The sequence below is a fragment of the Affinundibacterium macrobrachii genome (genome assembly GCF_014652415.1).
GTDB classification, from domain to species: domain Bacteria; phylum Pseudomonadota; class Gammaproteobacteria; order Burkholderiales; family Burkholderiaceae_D; genus Undibacterium; species Undibacterium macrobrachii.
In genome coordinates, this window is record NZ_BMYT01000003.1 from 353,328 (window position 1) to 375,015 (window position 21,688).

Below are 21,688 nucleotides of genomic sequence, written 5' to 3' on the forward strand. Positions count from 1 at the left end.
AATACAATGAAAATTTCATTCCACGGTGCCAACAAAGATGTCACGGGCTCATGTCATTTAATCGAATGTGCAGGTAAGAAAGTCTTGATTGATTGTGGCTTATTTCAAGGTGGTCGCGATCTTTCTGATGAGAATACCGAAGACTTTGGATTTGATCCTGCAGAAATTGATTACTTGCTGTTAACCCACGCCCATCTGGATCACTGTGGTCGCATTCCTTTACTAGTAAAACGAGGATTTAGAGGAGAAATCATCACGAGTGCTGCTAGTAAAGACTTGGCTCGTCTGGTTTTACTCGATTCTGCACATCTACAAGAGGCCGATGCGCGCGCACAGTTACGCAAACAACAGCGGCACTCACAAAAACGCGTGGTGCACGATGAACCGCTCTACACTTTATATGATGCCACGCGTAGCTTTGATTTTTTTGGCAGGGTCGCGCACTACAATAAGGCGATCAAAGTTGCTCCCGGCATTACCGCAACTTTCTATGATGCAGGTCATATACTCGGTTCCGCTAGTATTTATTTAGAATTAAAAGAAGGACGCAAAACGTGTTGGATTGTGTTTTCAGGCGATATCGGCAGCAAGGGTCGTAAAATTTTACGTGATCCGGTGATTCCACCTCCTGCAGATGTCGTCGTCATGGAAACCACCTACGGCGACCGTCTTCATCGCTCACTCGAAGCGTCGGTGGAAGAATTTTATCAAGCGATTAATGACACCTTTCAACATGGTGGCAACGTTATTATTCCGACCTTTGCGCTTGAACGGGCGCAAGAGATTTTATGGTATTTGCGTGAGGGCGTTGAAAAGGGCAAACTGCCTGCTGCCATGCATATATTTCTTGACTCACCGATGGCGATCTCGGCAACCGAAATCTTTCGGGATCATCCTGAATGCTACGACGAAGAAACCGCCAAATTACTCAAACAAAAACGCGATCCATTTCAATTAAATAATTTACACATTACACGTGATGCAGCGGACAGCATGGCAATCAATCGCATCACCAGTGGTGCAGTTATTTTAGCTGGATCTGGTATGTGTACTGGAGGTCGAGTAAGGCATCATTTAAAACATCATTTGTGGCGCAGAAACGCGAGTGTGATTTTTGTTGGTTTTGCCGCACGAGGCACCTTGGCGAGACAAATTATTGACGGAGCTAGAAGTGTTCGCTTATTCGGTGAGGAAATTGATGTCAACGCCAATATTTATACCATCAACGGTTTTTCCGCACATGCGGACCGCGCTGAATTATTGGCTTGGCAAAAGAAAATTACGCCAACACATACAGTCTTAGTACATGGTGAAGAAGAAGTTATGCAAAGCTTTGCATCCCACTTAAAAAATACTGAGATACATATTCCTGAAAAAAATCAGCGATTTAGCCTGCCTGATTTTAAGATTCTAGATTAAGCAAACCCGTATTAAGCATACCTATGTAAAACATTAATTATTCACTACGATTCGAGCGAGCAAGGTAAAATTTGAGTTCGCTTAAATATGTTTTCACAAAATTGATTTGGGCGAGCTGATCAACGAATTGGAGTTTCTATGTTTTCAAAAAAGAGTTTGCGCGTTGTTGGTGGTGGATTATTGTTAGCTTGTTCTGGTTTGGCATCGGCAGGAAATGACTTTGCTCAACTCAAAACATTAAGTCAGTCCGAGTTCAAACGACTCGCAAGCGATTTCACTTCGGTGGCAAGCTATAAAGCGGTGACGCCGGCAGCTGCATTAGGCATTACTGGATTTGATGTAGGTGGCGAATTGTCTGTTACGCAGTTGGGTAATAGCGCAGTATGGAAGAAAGCCGGGAGCGATGTGTCTACGCTCATCGTTCCACGATTGCATATTCATAAAGGCTTACCTTTGAATATCGATATTGGCGCATCCTTAAGCGCAGTTCCTGATTCCAATATCAAATTAATGGGCTTAGAAGCACGTTATGCCCTTCTCGAAGGCAATGTCGCCTTGCCAGCAATTGCGATCCGTGGTGCTTACTCCAAATTATCCGGTGTCAATGAATTGGGGTTCAATAGTAAAAGTGTCGAATTCTTGGTTTCCAAAGGCTTTGTTATGTTCACACCTTACGTTGGTGCGGGACGTGTGTGGGGTAATCTATCTCCGAATGTCATTGGTTTGAGAAAAGAAAGCACCACCGCGAATAAATTATTTGCTGGTCTAAATGCAAATTTGGGCTTGATGAACTTAGCGGCTGAAGTGGATCGCACCGGGGACAATGATACTGTCAGCGTCAAACTCGGATTCCGTTGGTAAATTTCTACACAACTTGAGGCTCTCAGTGAATGCAACGCATCAACAACATCAAACATTGAAGCCTCAATTTTCCTACTACTTGCTCGGCGAAAGATCGGCTGTGATGCAGTCGGTTTCCACACACATCGACCTCGATTGCCAGCGCCTAATTTGGGCGATTGCGCAAAAAATACAAACACGAAAGATTTGTATCGATGTGGTTCCTGGCATGAATAATCTAACGCTAGTTTTCGATCCAATACACCATCCACCGCAAGCCATCTTGGCACAATTAGCCGAACTGGCTGCAACTACTGAAGTGACAGAATCAGCGACACGGCATGTACAAATTCCGGTGAAATATGGTGCGCAATATGGTCCAGATTTGGCGATCGTCGCAGATCATTGCCAGCTGAGTACCGATGAAGTGATTCAACTACATAGCGAAGCTAACTACTTGGTTTACTTTCTTGGATTCCAGCCAGGTTTTGCCTACCTTGGCGGCTTAAATCCGCAATTAGCAACTCCAAGGAAAACCGAACCGCGTACAAGAATCGAAGCTGGTTCAGTTGGGATTGGCGGCAATCAAACTGGCATTTATCCGGCAGCTAGCCCCGGTGGTTGGCAAATTATTGGTCACACCTCACTACGCCTGTTTGATCCACATAGATCGTCTGCTAGCTTGTTGCAACCCGGCGATACAGTAAGCTTTATTGTCGAAGACTGAGCATGAACAATCAAGCTGCGCTATCGCAAATTAGTATATTGAAATCGGGTATCCAAACCACGATTCAAGACCTTGGCCGAACTGGCTATCGTCACCTTGGCATCGCACAAGCGGGCGCACTGGATCGCTATTCACTGATTCTTGCCAACAAACTGGTCGGCAATCCTGAACACTGTGCTGGCATTGAAATAATGATTGGTCCAGTTGAAATTCAATTTCATCGCGACACTTGGTTTGCCTTATGCGGTGCCAATTTTGGCGCAGAACTCAACGGTCGACCCATCGCCAAGGCGTGGCGACATTTTGCCCGTGCTGGTCAAACTTTAGTGTTACGCGGTGCGATTAAGGAAGCTTTAGCCTACATGGCAGTTGATGGTGGCATTCACAACGAAATCATCCTCGGTTCTCGCGCAACTGACATGCAAGCTGGCATTGGCGGGCATTTCGGCAGAGCATTGAAAAAAGGCGATCAGCTGAACATCGGTACACCACGACATTTTCAACGCTCCGTCGGCGTTCAGCAAAGAATATGGACACCTGAGGTCCGCGCGATCCGAGGCCCAGAGTATTCCCACTTTGATAGCGATTCACAAAGGAAATTTTGGCGGCAAGCTTGGAAAGTGAGTAGCCAAAGCAATCGTATGGGATATCGCCTGATTGGCGAAGCCAATGACAAACGCAGTAGCAACCAACTGACCCGCATCGAACAAAAAGAATTGCTGTCGCATGGTGTTATACCCGGAGTGGTCCAAGTACCCGCTAACGGCCAGCCTATCGTCTTACTGGCCGATTGCCAAACCACTGGCGGCTATCCCAAAATAGCCTGTGTAATCGAAGCCGATTTATGGAAAATTGCGCAAACCCCGATTGGCCAACACTTTTGTTTTATCGAAGTCGACCACGCACTTGCGATTGAAGCACAACAAAAATGGCAACGCGAACTTGCAAGAATTCATGGTGCAGCCAATGTCTAAAGCGATACAAAAAAATTCCAGAGTCATCGATCTCAATGCCGATCTAGGTGAAGGTGGTGCCTACGATGCAGAAATTCTCCAGATCGTAAGCTCTGCCAATATTGCCTGTGGCGGTCATACTGGCGATCAACAAAGTATGCGTGAATCGGTACGATTAGCGAAGGCACACAAGGTTGCGATAGGCGCACACCCCAGTTTTGTCGATAGAGTCAACTTTGGCAGAAGCGCACAGAACCCGCATCCTGATCTGCTATTCCAGCAGCTATGCGAGCAAGTAAGCCAGTTAGCAAACATTGCCAAACAAGAGAACTACCCCCTGCAACATCTCAAGCCACATGGCGCTTTGTACAATCAAGCGGCGCATGATGCGGTGTTAGGGGAAGTCATCATCCGCGTAATTCGCGCTTGTGACCCATCACTGACCTTAATTGGCTTAGCCGGAAGCGCACTTCTGACACAAGCGCAAAACGCTGGAATAAAAACAAAAGCAGAAGCGTTCGCCGATCGTCGCTATAACAAAGACGCAACTCTGCGTGCGCGTAGTTTCGCCGATGCGTGTATTGAAAGTGACGATGATGCGATACAACAAGTACTGAATTTAATCGAACAGCAACAAGTTGTTTCTGTAGATGGGCAGAAGATACATATAGAAGCTCAGACGATTTGCGTACATGGTGATGGCGAACACGCCTTACATTTACTCAAAAGCATACGTGACAAATGCACCGAGCTCGGCTATACAATCCAATCAGTATGTCATTAGCGATGCTCGCAACAAGATTGCTACGAGAGCATCGGGACATCGGGGCATCGGTATTCAACTTGACGAACAACTTATCCATAAATCTAAAAATACTTAAGGGAGATAAAGACAATGGACAGCAATCTATGGTTGCCGCTGATTGGTATTCCAATTATTGTCGCCGGCTTTGCGCTACGATTTAATCCGCTTATGGTTGTCATCGCTGCTGGCATGGCAACCGGTTTAGCAGTTGGTATGGATCTAGGACTATTGCTAGAAACTTTTGGCGAGAAATTTATGAATAGCCGTCAATTGGCAAGCATCCTATTGATCCTTCCAGTGATTGCGATCCTTGAGAGATACGGATTAAAAGAGCGCGCGCAAAGCTGGGTTAGCGGAATTCGAAGTGCTACCGCAGGACGCATCTTGATGCTGTACTTTGTACTGCGTCAATTTACTTGCTCACTCGGACTAATTAGTTTGGGCGGGCAAGCCCAAACGGTTCGCCCTCTGCTGTTTCCTATGGCTGAAGGCGCGGCACTATCGAAGTATGGTGAGTTACCAGAGAATTTACGTCAAAAAATAGCAGCCCATGCAGCTGCTTGTGACAATGTCGCCTTATTTTTTGGTGAAGATATTTTCATTGCTTTCGGTGCAGTTTTATTGATGACTGGCTTCTTGAAAGAAAATGGCATCACCGATGTTGAACCTTTAATGATTGGTTTATGGGCCATCCCTACCGCGATCTGTGCGTTGGTAATTCACTTAATTCGACTGTCATGGTTAGACGCACAAATTGCACGCGATGTACAAACTTGGCAGCAACAACAAACTGGAGTACGCGCATGAATGCGACAAATCAAAGCGCGCTTAGCATCATCAGCATTCAAGTCATTTTCTACTTAATCGGTATCGTCGTGATGGCAATTGCTTGGTTGAGCATACGTGATCGGAGTAATCCGAAACGTTATACAACGGGGCTGTTTTGGTTTCTATTCGGCATAGGATTTTTATTTGGCGATGCAATGATCGCGACTTTGGGCAAATCATTGAGCTACAAGATACTTGGTGGCATCGTGATGCTATTGGCATTGATTGCTGGCAGTAATTTACTAGGTAGTGGTCAACATCCAGCGCAAGCAAATTGGGATAAGGCGGCATTTGCAGGTCGATTCAAAAATAAACTGTTTTTACCTGCAATCGCGATTCCGATTATTACTGTGATTTTGAGTAGTCTAGGGAAAGACCTCAAAATTGGTGAGTACTTTATACTCGATCAAAAAAATCTGACCTTGGCTTGTCTCACCATCGCCTGTATTTTCAGCCTGATCTATGCTTACTTCATTACCGGTGGAACACCAGTGGTCGCGGTGCAAGAATCAAGACGTTTAGTCGATGCGATGGGTTGGGCCCTGATCTTACCTTTGATGTTGGCAATGTTAGGTGGCGTGTTTGTTGCTGCCAAAACAGGACAATCGATCCAAAACCTAGTGACGATGTTTGTTGATCCAAGCAGTCGCCTCGCCTTAATCGTGATTTACTGTCTCGGCATGGCGCTGTTTACGATGGTGATGGGAAATGCCTTTGCCGCATTTCCTGTTATGGCAGCAGGGATTGCCTTACCGTTTTTAATCCTGCAGCATCATGCTAGTCCAGCACCATTAGTAGCGATTGGCATGCTATCTGGCTATTGCGGTACTTTGATGACGCCGATGGCAGCCAACTTCAATATCATCCCAGCTGCGCTATTAGAATTAAAAGACAAATATCTAGTCATCAAATATCAAATTCCAACCGCGATAGCCGTCTTAATCTGCAATATGATTTTGATGTACTTTCTGGTTTAATTTTTTCATACACAAAGTGCGAGCTATGCCAACCATCTTACTCACTGGCTTCGAACCATTCGATCGAGAAACGATCAATCCATCTTGGGAACTTGTTCAACTATTTGTCGAACGAAGCTTTGGTGAACATTATCAAGTACAAGTGGCACAATTAGCCTGTGAATTCGGCAATGCGATTGATCAGCTAGTTGATTTACTCGATCGCCATCAACCAGAAATCGTCGTATGTATAGGGCAAGCTGGCGGCAGAGCGGATTTCAGTATTGAAAGAGTGGCGATCAATCTCGATGATGCACGGATTCCTGATAATGCAGGTGCTCAACCGATTGATCAATCCATCGTCGCCGATGGACCTGCCGCCTATTTTTCAAGCTTACCGCTGAAGAAAATTATTAGAAAATTACGTGATCACGGTATTCCTACCAACATCTCTCATACCGCTGGCACCTATGTCTGCAACCACGTGTTTTACGGTTTGATGCATTATGCCAACACCCATCCACAATTACGACATGCGGGATTCGTCCACATCCCCTACCTCCCTGCGCAAGCCTGCCACCATCCAGGCGCGGCCAGCATGTCGCTGGAGTCACTAGAAAAAGCACTCGTTCTCCTAGTAGAAACGATCTTAGATGAAGATCCATTCACAGATACTTCGATGCAATTTAGCGCAGGAACTATTTGTTAATTACCAACTTATCAAAATTGAGCGTGCAATGTGAATATAAAAAATTTCCTTCACGCAGTTTTTTTCATGCAATAAGCGCAAAATATTGTTTAGAATCATTTGTAGAGGAGCTATGACTTGATCTCGAAAAAGATCATAGAACGCAGGTAAATGATCCAATCGAAAAAAGCTAACGAGAAAAAATAGACGAACTAGCATCAAGCTGAATACCCAACTCCTAAGAAAATTAAGGTTTAGGGCTGCAAGTTGTTAAATAAAAAGTTAATGCAAGATTGAATTGGGATAAGTGATTATGCAAAACGATTTTTTTCGTCAACCCGCTTTTGCCTATCTGGCTGGATTCATAGGCATCGCGACTAGCTTTACGTTAGCGTGGCGTCAATCTAGCCTACTTAGCTTTTCTTTATTTGCTTTATCCGCATTAGTGATTGGCTTGCTTGTCCTCAGCCTACTGCGCAGTTTTGCGATGCTCAATGCAGACGAACTCACAAACGAACAATTCGGCAGCAGTGCCAACACAGTCAATGAATTACGTGAGTTATTAACGAATGTTCTGCCAATTTGGGAGGCGCACGTGGAATCTGTGCGTTCACAATCAGAATCTTCTGTGCATGATTTAATTAATAGCTTTTCTTCGATGGTAAGTGAGCTCGATAAAGCGGGCTTTGAAGGTGTCAGTAATGTTGATCGTCACACTGCGCAAAACTCGGATGTCACAATCACCCTACTTCAACTCTGCAAAAAGGAATTGGCACCATTGATTAACTCTTTATCTCAAATGATAGAGAGTAAGGACGAATTATTAACTTGTATTCGGGATCTCGCCAAAGCAACCAGCGATATGTCGAGTATGGCTCAAGACGTAGGCCAGATCGCCGCACAAACCAATCTGCTGGCGATTAACGCTGCGATTGAAGCAGCGCGTGTTGGCGTGCAAGGCAGAGGCTTTGCAGTTGTGGCAGATGAAGTACGAAAACTATCGCAGCGCTCGGCAGAAACTGGCAAACACATGGCGGAGCGCGTCAACCATATTGCAAACGTAACCAAAGTCGCATTAAATACGGCAGACCGCTCGGCAGTGCAAGACAAACGTATCTTAGAAATTTCAGGCGATGTGGTCAGAGACGTTTTGTCTCATGTGCAAACACTAGGCGATACCGCTGAGCAAATGCGACATCATGGCAATATCATCCGTACAGACATTGAAAACCTGATGGTGGCATTACAGTTCCAAGATCGAATTAGCCAAATTCTACAAGTCGTCAAAGATGACATGGACAAGCTATCTCAACTTGCCGACAATCTACATCAATCTACAGTACCCACTCCAGACACGTGGCTGGCGGGGTTAAAAGATACGTATACGATGGAAGAAGAACTGCGTCGCCACAATAAGTCACCACAAGCGAATGAGGAAAAGGAATCTGAGATTACCTTCTTCTAAACTAACTCACCACTTGAACGAATCGTAAAAATAAAGTTAACGACAGCTAAGTTAGTCTTGGTAGTTGGTCTTAATAGCTACGCACCATTAACTTGTTTTCTTGATCGACGCTACTACGGAGTTTTGCATGTGGTCTTCTTTGAATAAGCCGAGAATTCTGATAGTAGAAAGTGATGAGCTAGTTTCAATCTTCGTACAGTTAAAGCTGGAATTATTTGGCTACCAAACCATCGGTCAAACCAATTCTGGTGCCAATGCGATCCGCTTAGCAGGCGAACTTCGCCCAGATTTGATTTTGATGGATACGGAGCTTTCTGGTGACATAGACGGAATTACTGCTGCAGAAACGATACGCGCGCAGTATGCGCTGCCAGTGGTATTCCTCACTGGTAAAAGCAATGATGAAGCGATCTCGACCGCAAGTCGATTTCAAGGCTTCACTTACATCACAAAACCTTTCTCGGATCAAGAACTACGTGCCATTATTCAAATGGCACTGTACAAACATCAAGCCGAGACAAAATTACAGATCAGCGATCTCGCATTAAAAGCGATTTCACAAGGCGTCATTGTTTCTACACCCGACAGAAAAATTGTCTCCGTCAATGATGCGTTCACCAAACAAACCGGCTACAGCATACAAGATATTTTTGGTAAGACTTGCCGTATCCTACAAGGTCCTTTGACCGATGCAACAATGGTGGCAGCCATTGAATCTGCATTGGCTGCCAACTTGCCATTCTTTGGCGAAATCCTGAACTACCGTAAAGACCAAAGTATTTTCTGGAACGAGCTAACAATTACGCCTGCATTTGATGAAGTTGGACAAGTTACTCATTTCATCGGCATCACCCGAGATATTACAGAACGCAAGAAAACGCTTGAAGCACTGAGACAAAGTGAACATGATTTATTAGAAGCTGAACGTTCTACCCATGTAGGTCATTGGGTATGGGATGCCGACTCAAAGAAGATCCGCTGGTCGGATGAAATGAATCGTATTTGGCAACGGGAAACGACGGAATTTGACGGTGACATCTTTAAAATGATCGCACAAACTGTGCATCCGAATGATCAAGCCAAAGTCATTGCCACCTGCAAAGAGGCATTCGAGGATCGTGAAGAATATGATCCGTTTGAATACCGTATATTTTTACCTGACGGCAGCATTCGCACTATCTGGGCAAAGACAGGACGAAAACAAAGAAACGCGGCTGGTAAGATTGTTCGACTAACCGGTACAGTTCAAGATATCACCGAGCGTCGACAAGCGGAGGAAGAACAACGCTTAAATCACGCTCTGATGGAACAAGCTTTTGGTAGTTCACCGATAGGTATGGCCCTGATCGATATTGAAGGGAAATTTCTGCGTGTGAATCGCATTCTTTGCGACATGTGTGGTCACAAAGAATCTGAACTGTTACATCAACCCACACTCAAATTCACACACCCCGATGATGCCAACGTCGATAAAGAATTAATTCTCCAATTGATCAATCGAGAATTAGAACGCTTCGAGGTGCATAAACGCTACTATCACAAAGAAGGTCATGTAATCTGGCTGCAGGTAAATGTCTCATTGGTCAGAGACACCAATGGCGCTCCGGTAAATTTCGTCACACAAATTCAAGATATTACGCAACGCTTAATGGCCGAAGCGCAACTCAATCAATTATCACAAGCGGTCGAACAGAGTACAGAAGCCATCATTATCACCGATGTCATTGGCAAAATTGAATACGTCAATGACACCTTTGTTTTGAAATCGGGATTTAGTCGTGAGGAAGCCATCGGACGTTATCCCAATATTCTAAATTCAGGTCAAACACCTAGAGAAGTATTCTCGGCACTTTGGAGCACTATTCGCGCAGGAAAAACTTGGAAAGGCGAATTAATCAATCGCCGAAAAGATGGCTCGATTTCGATTGAGTATGCAACGATTTCTCCATTGCGCCAAGCCGACGGTAGTATTTCTCATTTTGTCTCAACTCAAGAAGATATCAATGAGAAAAAAAAGCTCAGTGAAGAATTGGATCAACATCGGCATCACTTAGAAGAATTGGTTGACAGTCGCACCCATGAATTAGCCATTGCACGAGAACTCGCCGAAGAAGCAAACCGTGCCAAGAGCGCATTCATCGCGAATATGAGTCATGAAATCCGAACACCCATGAATGGCTTACTCGGCATGACTTATCTTGCGTTAAATAGTGCAACCGATCCAAAGCAAATTGACTATCTACAAAAGATTCATTTATCAGGACAACATTTACTTCACATCGTCGATGATATCCTCGATTTTTCCAAAATCGAGGCGGGAAAAATGCGTATCGAAGGAGTTGACTTTAGCCTAGATGATTTGATGGCAAAACTCTCCGCAATGATGAATACCAAAGTCGCAGGACGCCAATTGAGCTGGCGCATCGCAATCGACCCAAATGTCCCAAGAGAAATGCATGGCGACCCGCATCGCCTAAACCAAATTTTGATCAATTACACGAATAACGCGATCAAATTTACAGAGCATGGTGAAATCACCGTCAGTGCAAAAAAATTGCGCGATACACCGAGTGGCTGGCTGATACGTTTTGAAGTCAGTGATACTGGAATAGGTATGAGCGCAGAGCAGCAAACCAAACTGTTCCGTTCCTTTGAGCAAGCCGATAGTTCGACCACCAGAAAGTATGGTGGCTCGGGCTTAGGCTTAGCAATTAGTAAGGAGTTGGCGCTATTGATGGGTGGTGAAGTCGGCGTCGAAAGCGCATTAGGGGAAGGTAGTAAATTTTGGTTCACCGCAATGTTAGAACAAATAAAAGGGCCGCCAATCAAGCTCAAGCAGGCGATAAATAATCAAAATGCCTTACAACGCTTAAGGTTGATTACCGAGCACAAAAAAGTACAAATCTTACTGGTTGATGATAACGATTTTAATCAACAAGTTGGCAGCGAGCTGCTCAAGGTTGCTGGTTGCCATGTGATTCTCGCTGATGATGGACAAATGGCATTGGAGCAACTGACCGAACATAATCAGCAAATCGATTGCGTCTTAATGGATATTCAAATGCCTGTGATGGATGGCTTGGAAGCGAGCCGTCGCATCAGAGTGATTCCCAAATACGCACAGTTACCGATTATCGCCATCACGGCCAATGCGATGAATCAAGATCGGATTCACTGCCTCGCAGCGGGCATGAATGACTTTATCGCAAAACCCTTTGCACCAGATCTACTATATGCAACGGTACTACGCTGGCTGGGTGGTATCGCAGAACAAATCTCTCATACCGAGCTTACACAAAATCCGATTGCTGAACTCACCAAACCCAATACAACTTTCGATCAGAATAGTGAAAAACCTAAAGTCGCAATTGATCTCAAAGTATTGGCAAATCTAGTAGGCGACTCACCAGAAAAGATCGGAAAATTTGCACAGAAATTTGTCGACTCAGCGCAGGCAGGCCTCATCGATATTCAGCAGATGGCTGACGCTGGTGATCTACAAGGTTTAAGTGCTTTAGGTCACAAATTAAAATCAAGCGCCAGAACTGTGGGGGCGATGCAGTTTGGTGAAGTCTGTCATCAGCTAGAAGAATTGAAAAACCACGGCAAAATCGAAGATGCGACTTCCCGTATAGAAGAACTACAGCGCCTTTTTGAACAAATAAAAATCGAAGTAGAAGCGTATCGATCGCCAGCGACTAAGCTTACGACCGTCAGCGAAAATAGCCAAGCAAGTTACGCGCAAACTGTGGCAGATGATGATTCATCTTCTTTGAGTCAACTCAAACCCAATTTGCATGTCTTAGTCTTGGAAAATGAAATCGGTGACATGGAATTAACCTGTACCAGTTTACGCAAGCTAGGAGTAGCACGCGTATCAAACTGCACTGAGGGCAATCAAGCCTTAGCAGTACTGCGCACCTACGAGCCTGATGTGTTGATTTGTGATTTGACGCTACCTGGTATGGACGGTATTAGCTTTTTACGCATCGCTGCAGAAAATGCATATAAAGGTAGTGTAATTATTCTCAGCGCTGTCGACAAAAGCGTCATGAAAGCAGCAGAAAATTTAGTGAAAGCGTATGGTTTAAATTTGATTGGTACCTTACGTAAGCCTTTGGTAGAGAAAGAGCTATTTGAGTCTTTAGCAAAACAAGCGCCGAATCCTGCGGAACAAGCAAAACGTTCAAAAGTTCCAACGCTTGACCTCAACGAATTGCAAGCAGGATTTTCTGAAGACTGTCTCGAGGTATTCTTCCAACCTAAGGTATCCATCAAAACTGGGCGCGTGATTGGTGCGGAATGCCTTGCGCGTTGGCGTCATCCGACGCGTGGTTTACTGGGACCGAATGCATTTATTTCCGTGATGGAAGCAAATGGCATGATCGATGACTTGAGTAAGCTCATTCTAGAGAAAAGCGCGATTCACTTACGCAAATGGTACAACCAAGGCCATCAATTGAAATTAGCCGTCAATGTGTCGATGGATAACTTAAATCAACTCGACTTGCCCGAGCAATTTGAGTCGATTCTGAAAAAAGTCGGCATTCGTCCATCGCAATTTATTTTAGAACTTACCGAAACACGCTTGATGGCTAACTTAACCGTCAGCTTAGAGATCTTAACGCGCCTACGCTTAAAAGGCTTTGGCCTTTCCATCGACGATTTTGGAACTGGCTTCTCTACTATGGAAAATCTGAAGCAATTACCATTTACAGAACTCAAAATTGATCGCGCCTTCGTCCACGGCACCAGTGAAGATGAAGCGTCTAAAGCGATCTTAAATTCGAGCATACAGTTGGGCAAAATCTTCCATTTGAATTTAGTAGCAGAAGGCGTAGAAACGCAACAAGACTGGGATGTGATCGTTGAGTCGGGATGTGACGAAGTGCAAGGCTACTTTATCGCACAACCAATGCCGCCTGAGCAATTTATCGATTGGAAGATTAAATGGGAAAAACAAGCAAAAAAGGAAATTCTGTATTAACCCAATTCACTACCCCTAAATGAGCTATCGAGTTATCCATCTTCGTAAAAAAAAACTTTGAGAAAGTTCGGTGTATAGTAACGCGTTAAATATCGAAAATCGTTCGCACTTTTTTACAAAGTAAAACGAATTCTGAGAAATATCGAAGGCTTCTAAAAAAACAATCAAGAAAGTTATACAAAATGACGAAAAGTTATGAAAACCTGAGCGTACTTATTGTTGACGATGACGAGTTTCAAGTTGATTTTGTGTCTGATTTGTTGACAGATTTAGGTGTAAAGAAAATTATTGCCGCCAATGGTGGCAAGCAAGGCTTAGCAGCATTCGACTCAACTTCAGTGAAACCGGACTTATTATTATGTGATATTCAAATGCCCGATATCGATGGTTTTGAGTTCATGAGCGCAATGCGTGACCGTGAATTTAAAGGTGGTGTGATTCTGATGTCAGGTCAAGGTTCACGCGTCTTGCATTCGGCCTCTCTGGTTGCACAACTTTCTAGGCAAAATTTCTTAGGTAATATTGAAAAACCTGTTAGCAAAGAAGCACTCGTTGATAAAATTAAAAACATCTTGGAGTGAGGACACAAATTTGTTTTACGCTCACTAAATTTTTGTTATCGTTTTGACTACATTCTCCTTTAGTGGCACAAAATTAGCACAAAAAGCACAGAAATATTGTTATTTATCGTTATTCTTACGCATTGCCTTATAATGCCCGCGAATTATTTGCGGGCATTATTTATTTAACTTTCCCTTATTTTTATCTATTCCATGAATACTCTGCTTTGGCTAGTCGTCATTTACTGGGTTCTTTCTGTTGGTCTCGGGCTCTATGCCGCCCGCTACGTCAATAATTCCAAAGACTTTGCGGTCGCTGGTCGTTCTTTACCCATGTATATCGTCACCGCAACCGTGTTTGCGACTTGGTTTGGTTCAGAAACTGTTCTAGGAATTTCCTCTACCTTCGTAAAAGAAGGTTTAAAAGGCGTGGTTGCCGATCCTTTTGGTTCTTCGCTTTGCCTAATTTTTGTCGGCCTGTTTTTTGCACGTCCGCTGTATCGGATGAATTTACTGACCATCGGTGATTACTACAAAGCCAAATACGGTCGCACTGTCGAAATCTTAGTTTCTCTCTGTATTGTAGTGTCCTACCTAGGTTGGGTAGCAGCACAAATTAAAGCCTTGGGCTTGGTGTTTAGCGTGGTCTCAGGCGGTGCAATCGATATGAATACAGGCATGATTATCGGTGCTGGCAGCGTTTTAATTTACACCTTAATGGGCGGCATGTGGTCGGTTGCTATTACCGATTTCTTGCAAATGATCATCATCATGATTGGTATGTTGTACATGGGATGGGAAGTTTCAAATATGGTTGGGGGTGCAGGAACCGTGATTACGCACGCCGTCAATGCAGGAAAAATGGAATTTTGGCCAGCACCAACCACGCGCGAAGTGCTTTGGTTCTTTGCAGCATGGATTACGATGATGCTGGGATCCATTCCACAGCAAGACGTATTTCAACGTGTTGCGTCGGCAAAATCTGAAAATGCAGCTGCTAACTCTGCGGTGCTAGGCGGCAGCTTGTATTTCTTATTCGCGTTTATTCCTATGTTTTTGGCTTACTCGGCAACCTTAATTGATCCAGCGATGGTTGCAAAACTGATCGACACCGATTCTCAAATGATCTTGCCGACTTTGATCATGACGCAAATGCCGCTGTTCGCCCAAGTCATGTTCTTTGGCGCATTGCTGTCAGCGATTAAGAGCTGTGCTAGCGCAACTTTGTTGGCGCCGTCCGTCACGTTTTCAGAAAATATTTTAAAACCACTATTTCCAAATCAAACCGACAAACAATTCCTATTGATGATGCGAATTGTGGTTTTGATCTTTACCTGTATCGTTACTTTGTTCGCCATGAATACCAGCTCAAGCATTTACCAAATGGTTGAAAACGCTTACAAAGTCACCTTAGTAGCCGCATTTATTCCTCTAGCTTTTGGTTTGTATTGGAAACCAGCGACACAACAGGGTGCCCTACTTTCCATCATTTTCGGCTTAGTCACCTGGATTTCTTTAGAAATCTATGCACCTGAAGACTTCTGGCCACCTCAGCTTGCAGGCGTGCTGATGAGCTTAACCGGCATGTTGCTAGGTTCTTTGCTGCCGCAATTCATCGTTGCTAAACAAGCACCGTCAGCACACTAAATGCGTAAGCCCCTGAATTAATCGGCGTTGAATCGGCAATCTATGCGCGCTTTTTGTAAAAGCCGCGCATAAACCGTTATAATTCAGGGTTTTACGAGTTTTCCTGAGGATAAAAATGCCTATCTATGCTTATCGCTGCGATGCCTGTGGCTTTGCCAAAGATGTGCTGCAAAAAATGTCAGAAGATCCATTGACGATTTGCCCTGAATGTCATCAGCCTAGCTTTAAAAAACAAGTCACTGCCGCTGGTTTTCAATTAAAAGGTTCTGGTTGGTACGTCACTGATTTCCGTGGTGGCAATTCAGATAAAGCCAGCACAGGCGCCGCCACTGGTGCAACTGCAAAAACCGAAGACAAATCCAGTGAAGCCAAGCCCGCAAGTTCGGCTGACGCAAATAGCGCTAGCAGTAGTAGCGAAAGTAGTAGTACAGCAGCGACCAGCACAACGAGCGGTAGCGACAAAGCGGCATAACAGCAACACAATTTATCGAGCAAAATCTTGATCTATGCGTAAATACTTTATAACTGGCTTGCTGACTTTAGTACCGATTGCTATTACGGCATGGGTATTACATGCGGTTATCAGTAGCATGGATCAGACGCTATTGCTGTTGCCAGAACAATGGCGTCCAGAAGCTTTAATCGGACTCAAGATTCCTGGCTTTGGTGTTGTATTGACGGTTTTGATCATCTTCATCACTGGCTTATTAACACGAAACTTCATTGGCAATTACATCGTCAGCGCTTGGGAAGCTTTGTTAAATCGCATTCCTATCGTCAATTCAATTTATTCCAGTGTAAAGCAAGTCTCCGACACCTTATTTTCCTCGTCTGGAAACGCATTTAGTAAAGCTTTGTTGATTGAATATCCGCGACAAGGCGCTTGGACTATCGCGTTCTTGACTGGCAAACCCAGTGGTGATGTCAGCAAACATCTGGGCGAAGACTTCATCAGCGTCTATGTACCGACTACCCCCAACCCGACATCAGGGTATTTCTTAATTATCCCCAAAAAGGATGCGATTGAACTCGATATGAGTGTCGATACGGCGCTTAAATATGTGGTTTCTATGGGTGTTGTGGCACCAGAAGTTGCAGAAAAGGTGGCAGAACAAAACAATGCGACAAAAAACAATTGATCGCCCTAAAAATTGCTTAAATGGAATTTAACTCCATTCAATTTAACTAAATATTCACATCAAAGCTTTTAACTTTTAAGAAGACAGGTAAGAAATTATGTCCATGCGTACCAACTACTGCGGCCTTACTACTGAAGCATTACTCGGCCAAACCGTCAGCCTGTGCGGCTGGGTGCATCGCCGTCGTGATCACGGTGGGGTGATTTTTATTGATTTGCGCGACCGTGAAGGTTTGGTGCAAGTGGTGTGCGATCCAGATCGCGCTGAAGTCTTTAAAAATGCAGAAACCGTACGTAATGAATTCTGCTTACGTATTACTGGTATCGTACGCAATCGTCCAGACGGCACAATCAATGCCAATCTGAAATCAGGCAAAGTGGAAGTCTTATGCCATGAATTAGAAATCTTGAATGCATCGGTCACGCCACCATTCCAATTGGACGATGAGAACCTGTCTGAAACCACACGTCTGACACATCGCGTATTAGATTTGCGTCGCCCGCAAATGCAAAACAATTTGCGCTTGCGTTATAAGGTAGCGATGGAAGTCCGTAAATTTTTGGATGCCAATGGTTTCATCGATATCGAAACACCGATGCTAACCAAATCCACGCCAGAAGGTGCGCGTGATTATTTGGTACCGTCTCGCGTGAATGCGGGTAACTTCTTTGCCTTGCCACAATCCCCACAATTGTTTAAACAATTATTGATGGTGGCGAACTTTGACCGCTACTACCAAATCACTAAGTGCTTCCGCGATGAGGATTTGCGCGCAGATCGTCAACCAGAATTTACCCAGATCGATTGCGAAACTTCGTTCATGTCTGAACAAGAAATTCGCGATATGTTTGAAGGCATGATTCGCGGCGTATTCAAAAACACTTTGGATATCGATTTGCCAAATCCCTTCCCTGTCATGGATTTCGCGGAAGCAATGGGTCTCTACGGCTCCGATAAACCAGACATGCGCGTGAAATTAAAATTCACTGATTTGACGGATGTGATGAAAGACGTGGATTTCAAAGTCTTCTCAAATGCCGCCAACATGACTAACGGCCGCGTAGTCGGTATGTTAGTACCAGGCGGCGGCAGCATGCCACGTTCCGAAATCGACGCTTACGATCAATTCGTCCGCATCTACGGTGCGAAAGGCTTGGCGTACATCAAAGTCAACGATAAAGCGGCTGGCCGTGATGGCTTGCAAGCACCTATCGTCAAAAACTTGCATGATGCAGCCTTAGCAGAAATCATCGCTCGCACAGGCGCGAATGATGGCGATTTGATTTTCTTCGGTGCCGACAAAGCGAAGATCGTGAACGATGCGATCGGTGCATTGCGTGTCAAGATCGGTCATAGCGAATTCGGTAAAGCAAACGGTTTGTTCGAAGATGTATGGAAACCATTGTGGGTCATCGATTTCCCGATGTTCGAACACGATGAAGAAAATGATCGTTGGACCGCAACGCACCATCCATTCACCGCACCAAAAGATGGTCACGAAGACTTGATGGAAACTGATCCGGGCAAGTGTATTGCTAAAGCTTATGACATGGTCTTGAACGGTTGGGAACTCGGTGGCGGCTCAGTACGTATCCACCGTGCTGATGTACAAAGCAAAGTATTCCGTGCATTGAAAATCAACGATGAAGAAGCGCAATTGAAATTTGGCTTCTTGCTCGACGCCTTACAATACGGCGCGCCTCCACACGGTGGTTTGGCGTTCGGTTTGGATCGTATCGTCACCATGATGACTGGTGCAGAATCGATCCGTGACGTAATCGCCTTCCCGAAAACACAACGTGCACAATGTTTGTTGACACAAGCACCGTCAGAAGTCGATGAAAAGCAATTGAAAGAATTGCATATTCGTTTGCGCGCTGCCGAGCCTAAGGTGGTTTAAGCAAATTCAGCGCATCTAGTACTAGTAGGGCGGATTGAAAACGGCAGACTTAGTTCTGCCGTTTTTTTTGTCGATTTTTATTACAGTTTCTTGTCGATGACGATTAGTGTTTTGTAGATAGGTAGTGATCAAAGAAAGTTGAAGCGTATTCGATTACATTCGGCATCCAGCCGGAACCAAGCAGCACTGCTAATTTGTGGCATACTGCGATCACACAAAATCGAGCATACACCATCACAAACAATGAGCAGCAATTACAAAATTCCCGAATCCGTTTTAGTCGTAATTTACACCCCAAAACTCGACGTCTTATTATTAGAACGCGCAGACAAACCAGGATTTTGGCAATCAGTTACTGGTTCTAAAGACAGCGTAGATGAAGCGCTTGCATTGACCGCACATCGCGAAGTCATGGAAGAAACCGGGATCGATACCACCCAGCATCGTTTGAGCGACTGGCAACTCTCTAATGTTTATGAGATTTATCCAACTTGGCGCCACCGTTATGCGCCCGGTGTGACGCAGAACAAAGAATATGTTTTTGGGCTTTGTGTACCGCGCGACACCTCGGTTACACTAGCTCCAAGAGAGCATCTACAATATCAATGGTTGCCCTGGCAAGAAGCTGCCGATCGGTGCTTTTCTGCCTCGAATGCGGAAGCCATCTTGCAACTGCCGCAACGCCAGCGATAGCATCAAGGGCAACGATAAATATCGGTCTAGTGAGCCACATGCAAACCATCGACAAGCTATCAAAAGAATCGAAAGTAAGCGTATGAAACTGCGTATTGCCACCTACAATATTCATAAAGGTGTCAGTGCTTTTGGTCGCAAGACACGCATTCATGATCTCAAAGAAGCGATCAAATTACTTGATGCTGATTTAATTTTTCTTCAAGAAGTACAAGGTCAACACGATTACCACGCCAAAAAGCATGTGAATTGGCCAGAGCAAGGGCAGCATGATTTTTTAGCAGGCGAGACGCACACCAGCGTGTATGGGATGAATGCGGTCTATCAACACGGACATCACGGCAATGCCTTATTAAGTCGGCTTCCGATTTTACAATCGACCAATTTTGACGTGTCGGATCATGCTTATGAACAGCGCGGCATTTTGCATGTGCGGATACAACTAGGCGCACTTCATGCACATTGTTTTGTGATTCACTTAGGTTTATTCGCAGCCAGCCGTCGACGTCAAGTACAAGCATTGATTGCACAAATCCAAGCCGAAGTCGACAGTAGCGAACCACTGATTATCGCTGGTGATTTTAATGACTGGAGCAAAGGGCTTAGTCGAACCCTGTATAAAGAACTAGGCGTGATCGAGGCTTTCGATATCGCAAACCACAGCCACGCGGAGCTACCGATTAAACGTAGTGCACTGAATTCGGTGAAAAGTCTTTTTAAATCGACCACCAATCACGCTCGCACCTTTCCGGCTGGTTTACCTTGGCTTAGTCTAGATCGCGTTTATTTACGAGGTTTTGAGGTAGAGCAAGCGAAAGTCTTGAGCGGCAAACCGTGGTCGAATTTATCCGATCATGTACCGATCTGTGTCGATCTGCAACTCCAACATTCAGCAAACCACCATGGCTAAACTTGTTTTTTGCGATGGTAATCAAATCCAGTTACTACACACGGGAAAAGAGTTCTTCGCATCACTGATTGCGGCTATCGAACAAGCGCAACATGAAGTAGTGCTAGAAACTTACATCTATGCCAATGATCAAACCGCACAACTAATTACCCAAGCTTTGTGTGACGCCGCACAACGTGGCCTTTGTGTGCAAGTGATCATTGATTGGATAGGCGGTGGCAAGCGAGCGACACAACTACAATCGGTATTTCTGAACGCTGGTGTGGAATGTCGTCTCTTTAATCCGTGGTTCAAACGCGGTTTGGCGCGCACCCATAGAAAACTTGCGGTGATTGATCAAGCGATAGGATTTGTTGGCGGCATCAATATTATTGACGATTGCGTCACCGACGATGGTAAAAACACGCCTCTGCCCTACCCACGCTGGGATTTTGCAGTGCGCTTAGCTGGTACCTTGGTACCAGCGCTGCACAAAGAAGTGACTGCCCAATGGTTAAAAATGGGAAAACTTCAATTACTACAAAGACTGAAGCTGGCGGTAAATTTACGTAAGCCGCCCATGAGTGAAACTCACCACTCCAGCGAAGCCGCCCTCGTGATTCGAGACAATCTACGAAACCGCAGCACCATCCAAAAAGCCTATTTGAAAGCCCTCGGTTCTGCGCGTGAAACAGCGATTCTTGCCAATCCCTACTTCGCACCTGGTAGAAAAATTCGTAATGCTTTAATTCAGGCAGCGCGACGCGGTGTCGATGTCAGCTTATTATTAGGTGTCGGCGATTTTGAATTCCAAGATGCGGTTGCGCAATCGTATTATCCAAAACTACTTGCTAGTGGTGTCAAGATTTACGAATATCACAAAACCAAGTTACATGCGAAAGTTGCCGTTATCGATCAAAACTGGGCCACCGTCGGCTCCAGTAATTTTGACGGTTTAAGTTTATTCGTCAATCACGAAGCCAACATCGTCGTGCTCGATCCCGTATTTGCCAGCGATCTTCAACGCCACTTACAACAAGGATTACTTGATGCGACCAAAATTGACCCGCATTGCGTCATTCGTTTATCTTGGCCAAAGCGATTAAAACACCGCTTGGCATATTGGTTTTATCGGATAATCATGCGTATTGCCACACTAGGCCAATATCGCTAATCTGGTTTGCTGATCGTT

Annotated in this window: 18 protein-coding genes; all 18 read left to right on the plus strand. The window is 44.8% G+C overall.

The genetic code is table 11. The features are described from left to right. Positions 1 to 6: 6 nt before the first annotated feature. On the plus strand, positions 7 to 1,419 hold the full coding sequence (locus tag IE103_RS10485) for an MBL fold metallo-hydrolase RNA specificity domain-containing protein (RefSeq protein ID WP_189346056.1): 1,413 nt from the start codon (positions 7 to 9) through the stop codon (positions 1,417 to 1,419). A gap of 138 nt (positions 1,420 to 1,557) precedes the next feature. Next, positions 1,558 to 2,280 carry a hypothetical protein gene (locus IE103_RS10490; RefSeq protein ID WP_189346057.1) on the plus strand — a complete coding sequence of 241 codons (723 nt, stop codon included), beginning with the start codon at positions 1,558 to 1,560 and terminating at the stop codon, positions 2,278 to 2,280. Between the two features lie 25 nt (positions 2,281 to 2,305). Beyond that, a complete protein-coding gene (pxpB, locus tag IE103_RS10495) occupies positions 2,306 to 2,986 on the plus strand; it encodes a 5-oxoprolinase subunit PxpB (protein ID WP_268248957.1) in 681 nt (226 codons plus the stop codon). 2 nt (positions 2,987 to 2,988) lie between these two features. Beyond that, the gene (locus tag IE103_RS10500) at positions 2,989 to 3,960 is read left to right on the plus strand and encodes a 5-oxoprolinase subunit C family protein (RefSeq protein WP_189346059.1); all 972 of its coding nucleotides are present in this window, start codon (positions 2,989 to 2,991) and stop codon (positions 3,958 to 3,960) included. Continuing rightward, positions 3,953 to 4,723, plus strand: a complete 771-nt coding sequence (gene pxpA, locus IE103_RS10505) for a 5-oxoprolinase subunit PxpA (protein ID WP_189346060.1) — start codon at positions 3,953 to 3,955, stop codon at positions 4,721 to 4,723. Before IE103_RS10500 ends, pxpA begins: the two co-directional genes overlap by 8 nt. A gap of 111 nt (positions 4,724 to 4,834) precedes the next feature. Next, positions 4,835 to 5,551 carry a DUF969 domain-containing protein gene (locus IE103_RS10510; protein ID WP_189346061.1) on the plus strand — a complete coding sequence of 239 codons (717 nt, stop codon included), beginning with the start codon at positions 4,835 to 4,837 and terminating at the stop codon, positions 5,549 to 5,551. Beyond that, the gene (locus IE103_RS10515; protein ID WP_189346062.1) at positions 5,548 to 6,549 is read left to right on the plus strand and encodes a DUF979 domain-containing protein; all 1,002 of its coding nucleotides are present in this window, start codon (positions 5,548 to 5,550) and stop codon (positions 6,547 to 6,549) included. The genes IE103_RS10510 and IE103_RS10515 overlap by 4 nt, the downstream gene beginning before the upstream one ends. 25 nt (positions 6,550 to 6,574) lie before the next feature. Further along, positions 6,575 to 7,237, plus strand: a complete 663-nt coding sequence (gene pcp / locus IE103_RS10520) for a pyroglutamyl-peptidase I (protein WP_189346063.1) — start codon at positions 6,575 to 6,577, stop codon at positions 7,235 to 7,237. Between the two features lie 292 nt (positions 7,238 to 7,529). Continuing rightward, complete coding sequence (locus IE103_RS10525; protein ID WP_189346064.1) at positions 7,530 to 8,681, plus strand: methyl-accepting chemotaxis protein; 1,152 nt, start codon at positions 7,530 to 7,532, stop codon at positions 8,679 to 8,681. 127 nt (positions 8,682 to 8,808) lie between these two features. Further along, a complete protein-coding gene (locus IE103_RS10530) occupies positions 8,809 to 13,668 on the plus strand; it encodes a PAS domain S-box protein (protein ID WP_189346065.1) in 4,860 nt (1,619 codons plus the stop codon). A gap of 182 nt (positions 13,669 to 13,850) precedes the next feature. After that, on the plus strand, positions 13,851 to 14,249 hold the full coding sequence (locus IE103_RS10535) for a response regulator (RefSeq protein ID WP_189346066.1): 399 nt from the start codon (positions 13,851 to 13,853) through the stop codon (positions 14,247 to 14,249). Positions 14,250 to 14,441: 192 nt separating this feature from the next. Further along, entirely contained in the window at positions 14,442 to 15,875 is a 1,434-nt protein-coding gene (locus IE103_RS10540; RefSeq protein ID WP_189346067.1) for a high affinity choline transporter 1, read from the plus strand. Between the two features lie 115 nt (positions 15,876 to 15,990). After that, entirely contained in the window at positions 15,991 to 16,347 is a 357-nt protein-coding gene (locus IE103_RS10545; RefSeq protein ID WP_189346068.1) for an FmdB family zinc ribbon protein, read from the plus strand. A gap of 34 nt (positions 16,348 to 16,381) precedes the next feature. Further along, positions 16,382 to 17,014 carry a DUF502 domain-containing protein gene (locus IE103_RS10550; protein WP_189346069.1) on the plus strand — a complete coding sequence of 211 codons (633 nt, stop codon included), beginning with the start codon at positions 16,382 to 16,384 and terminating at the stop codon, positions 17,012 to 17,014. 97 nt (positions 17,015 to 17,111) lie between these two features. Then, positions 17,112 to 18,914, plus strand: coding sequence for an aspartate--tRNA ligase (gene aspS, locus IE103_RS10555; protein WP_189346070.1), 1,803 nt, complete (start codon positions 17,112 to 17,114; stop codon positions 18,912 to 18,914). A 243-nt stretch (positions 18,915 to 19,157) separates the two neighbouring features. Further along, entirely contained in the window at positions 19,158 to 19,607 is a 450-nt protein-coding gene (gene nudB, locus IE103_RS10560) for a dihydroneopterin triphosphate diphosphatase (RefSeq protein WP_189346071.1), read from the plus strand. An 82-nt stretch (positions 19,608 to 19,689) separates the two neighbouring features. After that, positions 19,690 to 20,517, plus strand: a complete 828-nt coding sequence (locus IE103_RS10565) for an endonuclease/exonuclease/phosphatase family protein (protein WP_189346072.1) — start codon at positions 19,690 to 19,692, stop codon at positions 20,515 to 20,517. Beyond that, positions 20,510 to 21,670, plus strand: coding sequence for a cardiolipin synthase ClsB (gene clsB, locus IE103_RS10570; RefSeq protein WP_189346073.1), 1,161 nt, complete (start codon positions 20,510 to 20,512; stop codon positions 21,668 to 21,670). Before IE103_RS10565 ends, clsB begins: the two co-directional genes overlap by 8 nt. The last annotated feature ends 18 nt before the right edge of the window (positions 21,671 to 21,688 follow it).